At 56.4% G+C, this 13,733-nt stretch carries 9 protein-coding genes; 3 read left to right on the forward strand and 6 right to left on the reverse strand.

Features of this window, described 5'->3' with window-relative positions; translation table 11 throughout:
• Positions 1-31: 31 nt before the first annotated feature.
• The 4 genes from ACEE09_RS07915 to coaE form a co-directional block, all read right to left on the reverse strand.
• Complete coding sequence (locus ACEE09_RS07915; protein WP_449083628.1) at positions 32-1,225, reverse strand: TerC family protein; 1,194 nt, start codon at positions 1,223-1,225, stop codon at positions 32-34.
• A 216-nt stretch (positions 1,226-1,441) separates the two neighbouring features.
• Positions 1,442-3,586, reverse strand: coding sequence for an excinuclease ABC subunit UvrB (gene uvrB, locus ACEE09_RS07920; protein WP_449083630.1), 2,145 nt, complete (start codon positions 3,584-3,586; stop codon positions 1,442-1,444).
• 83 nt (positions 3,587-3,669) lie between these two features.
• A complete protein-coding gene (locus ACEE09_RS07925) occupies positions 3,670-5,541 on the reverse strand; it encodes a BCCT family transporter (protein WP_449083632.1) in 1,872 nt (623 codons plus the stop codon).
• A 100-nt stretch (positions 5,542-5,641) separates the two neighbouring features.
• Positions 5,642-6,259 (reverse strand): dephospho-CoA kinase, encoded by a 618-nt coding sequence (coaE, locus tag ACEE09_RS07930; RefSeq protein WP_449083634.1) that lies wholly within the window; start codon positions 6,257-6,259, stop codon positions 5,642-5,644.
• A 92-nt stretch (positions 6,260-6,351) separates the two neighbouring features.
• On the opposite strand from coaE, the gene ACEE09_RS07935 reads away from it, so the two are divergent.
• Positions 6,352-7,044: an IMPACT family protein gene (locus ACEE09_RS07935; protein WP_449083635.1), complete on the forward strand. Its 693-nt coding sequence runs from the start codon at positions 6,352-6,354 to the stop codon at positions 7,042-7,044.
• 117 nt (positions 7,045-7,161) lie between these two features.
• On the opposite strand, the gene rpsA is transcribed toward ACEE09_RS07935, so the two are convergent.
• Positions 7,162-8,622, reverse strand: coding sequence for a 30S ribosomal protein S1 (gene rpsA, locus ACEE09_RS07940; RefSeq protein ID WP_449083637.1), 1,461 nt, complete (start codon positions 8,620-8,622; stop codon positions 7,162-7,164).
• Between the two features lie 333 nt (positions 8,623-8,955).
• Positions 8,956-11,775, reverse strand: a complete 2,820-nt coding sequence (gene polA / locus ACEE09_RS07945; RefSeq protein WP_449083638.1) for a DNA polymerase I — start codon at positions 11,773-11,775, stop codon at positions 8,956-8,958.
• 119 nt (positions 11,776-11,894) lie between these two features.
• Here polA and ACEE09_RS07950 point away from each other — a divergent pair, with 119 nt between their 5' ends.
• Together ACEE09_RS07950 and ACEE09_RS07955 are read left to right on the forward strand one after the other, a co-directional pair.
• Positions 11,895-12,323 (forward strand): PaaI family thioesterase, encoded by a 429-nt coding sequence (locus ACEE09_RS07950; RefSeq protein WP_449083640.1) that lies wholly within the window; start codon positions 11,895-11,897, stop codon positions 12,321-12,323.
• 129 nt (positions 12,324-12,452) lie between these two features.
• Entirely contained in the window at positions 12,453-13,721 is a 1,269-nt protein-coding gene (locus ACEE09_RS07955) for a dicarboxylate/amino acid:cation symporter (RefSeq protein ID WP_449083641.1), read from the forward strand.
• Positions 13,722-13,733 lie beyond the last annotated feature (12 nt).

Consider the following 13,733-nt stretch of genomic DNA (forward strand, 5'->3'; position numbering starts at 1 on the left):
TTCTTTGAGCTAGTTGCTTTACCGTCTAACTTTAGATGGTGCGTTCAGCGTGAGCGGTGCGGGCACGGCGTACCAGGTCCTGGTAGTCGTTCTCTGACTCAATCAGATCGTCACGGTACTTTTGCGGGATTTCGTGGGATTTAGCTACCTCGGCGTCGAGCTTGCGCTGGATCTCGGCGCGTTGAGCCTCAGAAGCATCGGCGGGCAGGTTCAGGTACTCTTCAGAGAGGTTCTGCACCTTCTGGATAGTGGCCAGGGCCTTACCCTTGGGTGAAAGCAGTGAGGCAAGGATGGTAATCACCAGAACACCCACGATGACAGCAAGTGATAGTTCAATGCCGACTTCCATGACGTTTACCGGCTGGCCGTCGTTGATGAAGGGCAGGGTGTTCTCGTGCAGGGCGTGCAGCAGTAGCTTCACACCGATGAAGGCCAGGATGATGGACAGGCCCCAGGAGAGGTAGATGAGGCGGTCAAGTAGACCGTCGATGAGGAAGTAGAGCTGGCGCAGACCCATCAGGGAGAAGGCGGTGGCGGTGAAGACGATGTAGGCTTCCTGGGTTAGACCGAAGATTGCGGGAATGGAGTCCAGGGCGAAGAGGATGTCGGTACCACCGATAGCTACCATAACTAGCAGCATGGGGGTCATGACCTTCTTGCCGTTTTCTACGGTGAAGAGCTTATCGCCGTCGTAGTAGTCAACGGTGTGGAACATTTTCTTAGCTGCACGGACTACGATGTTGTTGGCTTCGTCTTCTTCTTTATCGGTGATTTCGCCCTTGATGAGGTTACCGGCGGTGTAGATGAGGATCAGACCAAAGGCGTAGAAGACCCAGCTCCAGCGCTCAATAGCGGCAGCACCGATCAGGATGAAAACGGTGCGGGCAATCATGGCGAAGACGATACCGAAGAGTAGCACCTTTTGCTGGTCGGCGCGGGGCACGCGGAAGGAGGCCATGATGATGAGGAAGACGAAGAGGTTATCAACGCTCAGGGCTTTTTCGGTGATGTAGCCACCGTAGTATTCTGCGGCGAATTGGGGGCCGTCCCACCAGAGGATGACGAGGCCGAAGAGGAGGGCGATACCGACGTAGAGGGCAGACCAGATGGCTGCCTCTTTGATGGTGGGTTCGTGTGCTTTGCGCACGTGGAAGAAGAAGTCGTAAGCGAGTAGTGCCAGGATGAACGCAATCGTTACACCCCACTGCAACCCAGTGATATGCATTGGGAGCCTTTCTTGTGGTTGGGTTTGCCAAAAATCCACAAGTCTCTCCCACCACCGCTGTGGGTGGTTTCCTGCCCCGGTTGGGCGCCTTTGATCAACGTGCTGACGACACAGGAATTAGTGGGATACTCCCTTGCTCAATCTAAAACTATAACCCATGGCAACACCGCTACACCAGCGCCCAGAAGCTGCACCCCTGCCAGCGGGGGCTCTTCTTTAGGCGTGCCCGGCTTCTTGCATGGCGCGTAGCTCCTTTTTGAGATCGGCAATTTCATCGCGCAGACGCCCTGCCAGTTCGAATTTGAGTTCTTCTGCAGCTTGCATCATCTGGGCGTGCATCTCTTCAATGAGCCCCAGCAGGTCTTCGGCAGGGGCTGCTGCCAGGCCGTCTTTACGTACCTTAGCTTCAGCTTTCTTGAAGAGTTCTTCAGCTTCGGGGCTGGTTGAGGCGTATTTGCTGCCTTTCTTGGTGGGGGCCAGTTTGCCTGAGGCTCCCTTGCGGGTGGCAAGGAGTTCTGCGGTGTCTTCTGATTCACGGGCTAGGACGTCGGTGATATCGGCTATCTTTTTGCGCAGGGGTTGTGGGTCGATGCCGTGCTCACGGTTGTAGGCTTGTTGAATGTCGCGGCGACGGTTGGTTTCGTCGATAGCGGTGCGCATGGAGTCAGTAATTTTATCGGCATACATGTGCACCTGCCCGCCCACGTTACGGGCTGCACGGCCGATGGTCTGAATCAGGGAGGTGGTTGAGCGTAGGAAGCCCTGCTTATCAGCGTCCAAGATGGCAACGAGGGACACTTCGGGGAGGTCCAGGCCCTCACGCAGCAGGTTAATGCCCACTAGCACATCGAAAACGCCCTGGCGCAGTTCGCTCAGTAGCTCAACACGGCGTAGGGTATCAACATCGGAGTGCAGGTACTGCACCTTAACCCCGTGTTCTAAGAGGTAGTCGGTCAGATCCTCAGCCATGCGCTTAGTCAGGGTGGTCACTAGCACACGCTCGTCGCGCTCTACGCGCAGGCGGATCTCTTCTAACAAATCGTCGATCTGCCCCTGGGTCGGTTTGACCACAATTTCAGGGTCCACTAGGCCGGTGGGTCGAATAATCTGTTCCACTACCCCATCGGCTTGGGCCAGCTCATATTTGCCGGGGGTCGCTGAGAGGTAGACGGTCTGCCCGATACGGTCTAAGAATTCTTCCCATTTGAGCGGGCGGTTGTCCATGGCTGAGGGCAGGCGGAAACCGTGCTCGACCAGGGTGCGTTTGCGGCTCATATCGCCCTCAAACATGGCACCAATCTGGGGGATGGTTACGTGGGACTCATCAACGATGAGCAAGAAGTCATCGGGGAAGTAGTCCAAGAGGCAGTGGGGGGCGGTGCCGCGAGCGCGCCCGTCAATGTGGCTTGAGTAGTTTTCGATGCCGTTGCAGAATCCCATTTGTTCCATCATTTCTAGGTCGTATTGGGTGCGCATGCGTAGGCGTTGGGCTTCGACCAGTTTGTTCTGGGATTCGAGTTCTTGGAGGCGGTCGCGTAGTTCGTCTTCGATGGAGGCGATGGCTCGGGCCATGCGTTCTGCACCGGCTACGTAGTGGGAGGCGGGGAAGACGTACATTTCGGTTTCTTCGCGGATGACTTCGCCGGTGAGGGGGTGCAGGGTGTAGATCGCTTCAATTTCGTCGCCGAAGAATTCGATGCGGATGGCGTTTTCTTCGTACATGGGGATGATTTCGACGGTGTCGCCGCGCACGCGGAAGGTGCCGCGGTGGAAGTCTAGGTCGTTGCGGGCGTATTGCATGGCAACGAAGCGTCGCAGTAGTTCGTCGCGGTCAATTTCTTGGCCTTGGCGTAGGGTGACCATCTGGGCGACGTATTCTTCGGGGGTTCCTAAGCCGTAGATGCAGGAGACGGTGGCGACCACAACGACGTCGCGGCGGGTGAGTAGGGAGTTGGTGGCCGAGTGGCGTAGGCGTTCGACTTCTTCGTTGATGGAGGAGTCTTTTTCGATGAAGGTGTCGGTTTGCGGTACGTAGGCTTCTGGCTGGTAGTAGTCGTAGTAGGAGACGAAGTATTCGACGGCGTTGTTGGGTAGTAGTTCGCGCAGTTCGTTGGCTAGCTGGGCGGCCAGGGTCTTATTTTGTACCATGACCAGGGTGGGCCGTTGTACTGCTTCGATGAGCCAAGCGGAGGTTGCGGATTTGCCGGTGCCGGTGGCGCCCATGAGCACGATGTCTTTTTCACCGTTGCGGACGCGTTCGGTCAGCTCTGCGATTGCTTTGGGCTGGTCGCCGGCTGGCTGGTATTCAGAGATCACTGTGAAGGGTGCGACGACGCGGTTTATTTCTTGGGCAAGGCTCATGCCCTCTACCCTACCGAAAAACCCCCGACAAAACTAGAACACATGTACTAGTTTCATCGGGGGCTAAGGAGCAAGAGGAATCTCTACTGCTTCTGGGGGTTAATGTCGGTGGCAGGTAACTTTCCGGTGATGACAGGGGTGTGGGTGCCTTGTTCTTCAGCAGGCTTTGTAGCTACCTTCTGGGCGGCGGCATCCTGGGCAAGATCTTCAGCAGTTACCACAGGAATCTGGCCTGTCTTGGGTATCAGGCCCTCAAATTCGGGTTCGGTGCCCAGCTTATATTCGGGGCGGATTGTTACCTCTTTAATCGAAGAGCTGTCTTCTTGGGCTCGGCGGTGGTATTCCTCGATGGGTACAACCTGCTTCCACTGGCGGGTTCGCATGGGAGGTAGTTCACCGGCGTCCTCGCGTAGGGCGCGCACTAGCATCCACATCTCCATGAACCCCATAATCCACATGGGAAAGCCGATAACGATGATGACGTTCTGTAATGCGGTTAGCCCGTCGTCACCTGCTGCAACCAGGATTGATGCAGAGACCAGGCCGATGGAGGCACCCCAGAAAATGCCCTGCTTCTTGGGTGCAGGTTTCTCATGGCCGTTGGCGATGGCATCCATCACCAGGGCGGCTGAGTCAATGGAGGTGACGAAGAAGATGGTGATAACTAGCAGGGTGAGGGCAGCGATGACCGGGAAGAGGGGGAAGTGGCTGAGGAATTCAAAGAGGGCGGCTGGGATGTCTTTCTTTTCAACGACGGTCTCTACCAGGGTGCCGTTTTCTTTGCGTTCGATGTGGAAGGCACTCATACCGAAGACGCCCACCCAGATCATGGTGAAAAGGGTGGGGGTAGCTAGCACACCCAGAATGAGCTGGCGCACGGTGCGGCCCTGGGAGATGCGGGCAATGAAAAGCCCTACGAAGGGTGCCCAGGTGACGGTCCAGGCCCAGTAGAAGACAGTCCAGCTGCCTACCCAGCCAGTATCGGCAAAGGTGTCGTTAAAGAGCATCATGACCGGCAGCTTTTGGATAAAGTAGCCGATACCTTCGATGGTGCCCAGGGTGACAAAGCGGGAGGCACCTGTCATCAGGACGAAGACTAGCAGGGCGATAGCCATGAGAATGTTGATGTAGGAAAGACGTTTCACGCCCTTGTCCATGCCCATGAGTACAGAGGTGATACCAGCGGCGGTAATGAGAGCGACGATAGCAGCCTGGATCCAGCCGCCCAGAGGAATACCGTACATGATGCCCAAACCAGAGTTAATCTGTAGGGCACCTAGACCAACGGAAACAGCGATACCAAAAACGGTGGAGACGATGGCAATAATATCGATGGTTTTACCGATAGGGCCGTGGATGCGCTCACCAAGGAGGGGCTGGAAGATGGAGGAGATGCGGGGAGGGAGCTTGCGTTTATAGGTGAAGTAACCAAAGGCTAGGGCGGGGACGGTAAAGATAATCCACATGCCCAGGCCAATGTGCCAGTTGCCGATGGCCAAAGCTTCTAGGGCTGCGTGGTCTGACTGGGGTTCTACCCCAGCATAGGGCGGGTTGGCGTAGTGGGTGATAGGTTCTGCTGCGCCCCAGAAAAGCAGCACAGCACCCACACCGGCGGCAAAGAGCATGCCGAACCAGGCCACCCCGGAATATTCAGGCACTGCATCGTCATTACCGATTTTGATGCGGCCAAAACGGCTCATTGCCATATAAATCAAGAAGGCAAAGAAGACGGCGTTGCCTAGAACATAGATCCAGCCTAGGTAGGTGATGATAAACCCTGAGATGTGCCCAATACCGTTAGACATAGCTGAGGGGAAGAGAACCATCAGCAGGGTAAAAACTAGAATGAACAGGGCAGATGAGAAGAAAATGACGGGGTTGGTGCGTAGCCCCAGCCGGTCGTGTAGCTTGTTCAGCACAGAATTATCCTGGTGGAAGTAAGGGTCTGACTGCACAGGCCCCTTGTAAACCACCGCCTGCGCAGGTGTTGCCCGGTTACTGGGCAACGTATCAATAATAAGCTGGCTTGGGGTTTATTTCCATTCCCCTAGGCCATTATTCACCCACCGAGAGAGCGGACACCTCAGCAAAAACCGCGCGCACCTGCGCAGCAGTGCGCTCCATGCCACCCGAATTATCAATAACCCAGGTAGCAACCGCTCGGCGCTGCGCATCACTAGCCTGAGCCTGCATGCGGGCACGAGCGTCCGCCTCACTCATCCCCCGCCCCTGAACCAGGCGACGCAAACGCTCCTGCGGATCCACCTGCACCACCATCACCCCATCAAACTCAGAAGCCTGCCCAGTCTCAACCAGCAAAGGGATATCCTCAACAATCACAACCCCCGGGCCGTGCTCCTGCACCGCAAGCTGCCGCTGACGCTGCGCCTCAGCCCGCACCGCCGGGTGCACAATAGCATTCAGCTGGGCACGAGCCTGCTCATCAGAAAACACCAAGGACGCTAACGCCGCCCGGTCAAGCTCCCCAGTCGGCAGTAAGATACCCTCACCAAAAGCGCGGACGGTCGCAGCCAGCACCGGCTGGCCAGGCTCCATGAGCTGACGAGAGATAGCATCAGCATCAATCAGCACAGCCCCGCACTCCACCAGCATCTTCGCCACCGTCGACTTACCCGACCCAATACCACCGGTCAAACCAATACGCACAACCACAGCACCTATCCCCTTTATCTTCAAGGCCCAGAAGCAACCATACTGCCCCACTAGCCTACGCCCACTGAGCACCACACACTAGAATAGACACCATGACTGATGAAACCCGCGCCAACCGCTACACCGTGCTCGCCACCCCAGAAGAAACCCGGCACCTACTAGAAATCAAGCGCAGCGAATTCATCGGCTATGCACAACGGGTCGAGTCAGAAGAAGAAGCCCGCGCCTTCATCGAATCGAAACGCAAAATCTACCACGACGCCCGCCACGTCTGCTCAGCCTTCATCATCGGGGCAGACCGCCAGATTCAACGCTCCAGCGACGACGGAGAACCAGCCGGCACAGCAGGCATCCCCATGCTCCAGGCCTTACTGGCTCGCCGCACCCAAGGGCGTGAAGGGCAAGAAGCTACAGACCTCTCCGATATTTGCACTGTTGTTGTGCGCTACTTCGGGGGCATCAAACTCGGGGCAGGAGGTCTGGTGCGCGCCTACACAGACGCAGTCGTTGCCACCTTAGACGCCGCCAATCTCACTGCCCGAGAACGCCTGCGTCTTGGCACCATCACGGCCTCTCACTGTGAGGCAGGGCGTTTCGAAAACGATCTTAGGGCCCTGGGTTATACGGTGCTGGGCACCGAATACACCGCCACCGGCGCTGATATCACCTTAGGGGTTTTTGACGACCAGGCCACCTGCGCCCACACAGAAAAAGCTCTCGCTGAGCTAACCGCTGGCTCAGGGCATATTGTATGGGGTAGCACCCAGTGGGTCGATCTACCCTAGTGACAGGCAACAGGGTTTGTCTTTCTGCATTTTCATAGAGTAAGGGCCCCTCACACTGTTCTAGTGTGAGGGGCCCTTACCTATCAGCTCACTCATTCAGTGAATGAGTTACCGGGATTAGTTGCCGGTCAGCTTCTTGCGCAGCTCAGCCAGTGCCTCGTCAGAAGCCAGGGTGCCGGTCTCGGCAGGCTTGTCTGAAGAGTATGAGGTGGGTGCAGCTTCAGCAGGAGCGGATGCGGGAGCAGCGGCGGCTGCTTCTGCGTCAGCTTCCAGAGCCTTAGCGACCTGTACCTTGTGAGCTTCCCAGCGAGCCTGGGCGTCAGCGTACTGCTGCTCCCATGCTGCACGCTGGGTTTCGAAGCCTTCGAGCCATTCGTTGGTCTCGGGGTCGAAGCCCTCGGGGTACTTGTAGTTACCCTCTTCATCGTATTCTGCGGCCATGCCGTAGAGAGCGGGGTCAAACTCGGTGGACTCAGGGTCTACACCTTCGTTGGCCTGCTTCAGTGACAGGGAGATGCGGCGGCGGTCCAGGTCGATGTCGATGACCTTGACGAACAGTTCGTCACCAACGGAGACAACCTGCTCTGCCAGATCCACGTGGCGAACAGCGAGTTCGGAGATGTGAACCAGGCCCTCGATGCCGTCTTCAACGCGAACGAATGCGCCGAAGGGTACAAGCTTGGTGACCTTACCGGGTACAACCTGACCCAGTGCGTGGGTGCGAGCGAATGCCTGCCAGGGGTCTTCCTGGGTAGCCTTCAGTGACAGTGAGACGCGCTCACGGTCGTGCTCAACGAGAAGAACTTCAACGGTAACTTCGTCGCCAACTTCGACAACCTCTGAGGGGTGGTCGATGTGCTTCCAGGAGAGTTCGGAAACGTGGACGAGACCGTCAACGCCGCCGAGGTCAACGAAGGCACCGAAGTTAACGATGGAGGAGACAACGCCGGTACGAACCTGGCCCTTTTCGAGCTGGTTGAGGAAGGTTGAACGGACCTCAGACTGGGTCTGCTCAAGCCATGCACGGCGGGACAGAACAACGTTGTTGCGGTTCTTGTCCAGCTCGATGATCTTGGCTTCGATTTCCTGGCCAATGTAGGGTGCCAGGTCGCGAACGCGACGCATTTCGACCAGTGAAGCAGGCAGGAAGCCACGCAGGCCGATGTCGAGGATAAGACCACCCTTGACAACCTCGATAACGGTACCGGTAACGACGCCGTCTTCTTCCTTGACCTTCTCGATGTCGCCCCAGGCGCGCTCGTACTGTGCGCGCTTCTTGGAGAGAATCAGGCGGCCTTCCTTGTCTTCCTTGGTGAGGACAAGAGCTTCAACGGTGTCACCAACAGAAACAACTTCGTCGGGATCTACGTCGTGCTTGATGGAAAGTTCACGTGAGGGGATGACACCTTCGGTCTTGTAACCGATGTCAAGCAGAACCTCGTCGTGGTCAACCTTGACAACTTCGCCTGAAACGAGATCGCCGTCGTTGAAGTACTTGATGGTTGCATCGACTGCTGCGAGGAATTCTTCTTCGTTGCCGATGTCGTTGATTGCAACCTGGGGAACGTTGGTGCTCATAGAGAGTAGGGCTCCAATATGGATAGTTTTCTAGGTCAATACAGGCAGACTCTTACGTGCTCCCGCGGTATAGCTTGAAGACTATGGTGCAGGGTAAGGCCCACATGGTTCGCTGTATTGAGCGTTGATACGGACAATATGATGTGCGAGTGCCGTGCGGACGCCGGAGCGAGCACTGTACACGCACAGATTCAAGTCTAGGGGGCACACAGGTGCCGGTCAATGCTTTGGTGGGCGTTTTCACCGCATGTTCACGGGAAAGTGAGGTGATGTTGGTCTTACCCCGCACCCGGGTGTGTTGCCCCAGCGTCCGCACCCCCACCGCAGCCCTTACTAATGCCCCGCCTCATGCCAGGAACGACCCCACCCAACCTGCACATCAAGAGGTACACGCAAAGAAGTAGCCCCACTCATCTCTTCCACCAAGATAGCCTCAGCAGCTTTTTCTTCACCTGCGGCCACCTCAAGAATCAGCTCATCATGAACCTGCAACAAGATACGGCTCGCCAGATTCTCACGGCGCAAACGCTCATCAATATTAATCATGGCAATCTTAATAATGTCAGCAGCCGTACCCTGAATAGGCGAATTCAAGGCAGCACGCTCAGCAGCCTCACGACGCTGACGGTTAGAAGACGCCAAATCAGGCAGAGCACGGCGGCGGCCAAACATGGTCTCAGTGTAACCAGTCTTATGAGCCTCACGGACAATAGAACGCAAAAACTTACCAACCCTACCAAAACGCTGGAAATAGTTGCTGCGCAAACTCGTCGCTTCATCAACACTAATACCCAGCTGCTTAGACAAGCCAAAAGGCGAAAGACCATAAGCTAGCCCATAACTCATAGCTTTGACCTTAGAGCGCATCTGGGCAGTGACATCCTCAGGGGCAACCCCAAACACCTCAGAACCCACATAACGGTGCAAATCCTCCCCCGCCTGGTAGGCGGCAATCAGATCCTCATCATCAGACAGATGCACCATAATGCGCATCTCAATCTGAGAATAGTCAGCGGTGAGCAAGGTAGTGTAATCGGTGCCCTCAACCGGTTCAGGTGCCACCACAAAAGCATCACGAATCTTCCGCCCCTCTTCAGTCCGAATAGGGATATTCTGCAAGTTAGGGTCAGTTGATGAAAGACGACCAGTAGCAGCCACATTCTGCTGGTAGGTGGTGTGAATACGCCCATCTGCTGCAGTTGCCTTACGCAACCCCTCAACGGTCTGCTTAAGCTTGGTGTAATCACGGTAGGTTTGCAGCTCACCGAGAAAAGAGGCCCCCCGGCTCTCAGAATCTACCTGCCCCAAAATCCCTGCAAGAGAATCAGCATCAGTAGAATAGCCACTCTTGAGCTTGCGGGTGGTCGGCAACTCCAGCTCATCAAAAAGGACGCCCTGCAGCTGCTTAGGTGAGGAAAGATTCACCTCATGCCCCAAAATCTCATAAGCAGCATCGGTGGCGCGGGTAACATGCTCACCATAGTAGCTCTTGAGCTCTGAGATAGCATGAGCATCAATCGCCACACCAGCAATTTCCATGCGGGCCAAGGCAGAGGCAGCCGGCAACTCAATTTCCTCATAAAGACCCAACTGGTTCTTAGCCACCAGATCAAGGTGCAAAGCATACGCCAACTCCTGCACAAAGCGCCCCAGCAGACCCTGGTAAGCCGTATCAACCGCAGGCTCCAAGGAGAAAAGCTCCCCCTGCTCTTGCTGCTGCGGGGCAGCCGGGTAGGTTTGACGCAGATAGTCGCGGGTCAAATCTTCTAACATCTCACGGTGGCCACGGCGGCGGGCAGTAGGGATAAAACCACACACATAAGAAGAAAGCATGGGGTCTTCCACTACACCTGCCAGAGGCAACCCATAAGCGGCAAGAGACTTATAGGTCTGCTTCACATCGAAGATAATTTTAGGGGCGCTCGCATCACCCAACCAGTCACCGAGAGCTGCGCGGACGCCGTCCGCCTGCTTCTCAAAACCCAGGTAGGCAACGCGGGCACCGGCAACCAGCACCAGACCATGCAAGGCCTGGCCGTGGGCCAGCCCCTTCTCCCTGGCCTCTTCATCGACCACAGGCCACAGGGTAAGAGCCTGGGCTAGACGCTCAGGCAGCTCAGCAGCACGCTCAACCGCACCCAGCGCATCAGGGGCAGAGGCAAGGAAAGCACCAAAAGACTCCGCACTCTCTAGCACTTCTACAGCATCAACAGTAATCTCAAGGGCAGGAGCTAGCTGGCTCAACCCATCAAACAGTTCAGCTACACGCTTGCGAATAGAGTTGAACTCCAGGTAATCGAAGAGTTCTTCAAGTTCCTCACTCTTGGGGCCATAGCCTGTAGCCTCTTCAAGAGCAACGGGCAGCTCAAGATCATCAACCAAGCGGTTAAGGCGGCGGTTGCGCACCACATCGTCCATGTGCTCACGCAGGGCCTCACCCTTCTTACCCTTAATTTTATCGGCGTTCTCTAACACCCCAGCCAAATCGCCGTACTCGTTAATCCACTTGGCGGCAAAACCTGGGCCCACACCGGGCACACCCGGCAGGTTATCAGCCTGCTCACCGGTCAGCGCAGCCAAATCAGGGTAAAGGTGAGGGGCAACCTTATATTTTTCTTCCACAGCCGCCGGGGTCATATAACGAATACCCTTAGTGGGGCCGGTCGTCACCGGGTAGAGCACCGTGACAGTATCACTCACCAGCTGGAAGGCATCACGGTCACCTGAAACAATCTGCACCTCAAAGCCAGCTTCACGCCCCTGACGGGTGTAGGTAGCCACAATATCGTCCGCCTCATAACGGGGCAGGGTCACCGACGGAATATTCAGGGCCGCCAGGGCCTTCTGAATCAGCTCAATCTGGCCCAGAAACTCCTGCGGTGTCTCATTTCGTCCGCCCTTGTACTCGCCGTATTCCTCAGTGCGGAAAGTACCACCTGATAAATCAAAAGCCACAATAATATGGCTAGGCTGCTCATTTTTAATCAGTAAAATCAGGGTCGAAAGGAAGCCATGAACCGCATTAGTGTGCTGGCCCTCAGCGTTCACAAAGACATCCACCGGGGTGCCGTAAAAGGAGCGGAAAGCCAAAGAGTGCCCATCAATGAGCATGAGTTTACCGGGTGCAGGGGCAGAAGTTTCAGGTCTAGTCATCACGCCTACCATCCTACCGTCTGCCCTGAAACCAACCTAGCCTCACAATTCTCCCCTGCTCTACCATAGAGAGCACATACCAGCCCACCAGCACAGAAAAACCAACCCAGGAAGAGACCATGAGTAAGCAAACCCAGCAGAGCAGCAACTACCAGCAGATACTAGAAGAACGAGGCTCAGGGGCCCTGGCAGAAAAACTCGGTATCACCATCATCGAAGCCTCCCCCGAACTGACCATTGCCACCATGCCAGTTGAAGGGAACACCCAGCCCATGGGCTTACTGCACGGTGGCGCTTCTGCTGCTTTTGCTGAAACCGTAGGCTCACTTTCTGCCTATCTTTCAGTGGCTAACCAGAACAAGGCGGCTGTAGGGGTGGATTTGAACATTACCCACCTGCGCTCTGTGCGGTCAGGTACTGTCACCGCCACCTGTAAGGCTGTCAAACTGGGCCGCACCGTCTGCGTACACGCCATTGACATCACCGATGAGGCTCATAAGCTCGTGGCCACAGCCCGCATCACCAACAACATTATCGACCTGCCCTAGCCAAGGCAGTCGCCGCCCCAGGCTAGGACAGGGCGGGGCAGGACGGGACAGGGCCGGGGCTTCCGGCGTCCTGCTAAACTAGCAGTTTGTGCAATCGCACCCAGACCACACATACCCCCAAGGAACCCCATGAAAAAGATTCCTCTGCTCGTGTGGATTATCGTCGCAATCATCGGCGGTATCCTCATTGGAGCCTTCACCCCCGGCCTCATCTCCGGCATCAACGACGCCCTAGGGTCAGCTATCCCCACCGACTTCGTCGTTCAACTCTTTGTTTCATTCTCCACCGTCTTCAGCGCCTTCCTCAGCTTCGCGATTCCGCTAATTATCATCGGCTTCATCGTGCCCGGCATCGGCTCCCTCGCTAAGGGCGCAGGCAAACTCCTGGGCACCACCGTAGCCCTTTCCTACATTTCCTCCATCGCAGCAGGCTTCCTAGCTCTGGGTGTAGCCTACTTCCTCTACCCCATCATCCTTAAAGGTCAGCAGCTCACCGCCTTCCAGAACCCTGAAGAAGCTCTCTCTGCTGGCTACATCGAATTCACCCTTGACCCCATCATGTCGGTCATGAGCGCCCTGATTCTGGCCTTCATCATGGGTCTAGGTATCACCGCCCTACAGGGTAAGAACATGCTGGTCCTCTTCCAGGACTTCCAGACCATCATCGAAAAGCTCCTGGCCTACGTCATTATCCCCCTCCTGCCGGTGCACATCGTTGGTGTCTTCGCCAATATGACCATGGCAGGGCAGGTCGGCCAGATTCTTGCTGTCTTCGGTAAGGTCTTCATCATGGTGCTCATCTTGCACTGGGTCATGCTGGCTATCCAGTACACCGTCGCCGGTGCCACCTCCCAGCGCAACCCCCTCACCATGCTGCGCGGCATGCTCCCTGCCTACTTCACCGCTATCGGCACTCAGTCATCAGCAGCCACCATACCCGTGACCGTGGCCTCCGCTAAGAAGGTGGGCATCAAGGGCAAGATCGTGGACTTCGCTATCCCCCTGTGCGCCACTATCCACCTCTCCGGCTCCATGATCACCATTACCTCCTGCTCAGTGGCCGTGGTCTACATGACCAGCGGCTCCCTGAGCTTCACCGCCATGATCCCTGTGGTTCTGGTACTGGGCCTCATGATGGTTGCAGCCCCCGGTGTGCCCGGTGGCGCTGTTATGACCGCTATCGGCCTCTTGCAGTCCATGCTGGGCTTCGACGAGTCCATGATTGCCCTCATGATTGCCCTCTACCTGGCCCAGGACTCCTTCGGCACCGCCACCAACGTCACCGGCGACGCCGCCATCGCCTCACTGACCGAGCGCGTAGCTCAAAACTTCGGTGCGAACGAGGAGGACCTACCCGAGTCTGACGAACACCAAGGCAGCCTGGCAGCAGCCCACTAACCGCTACGAGAA

This window comes from Rothia sp. 88186D007BW (assembly GCF_053544215.1).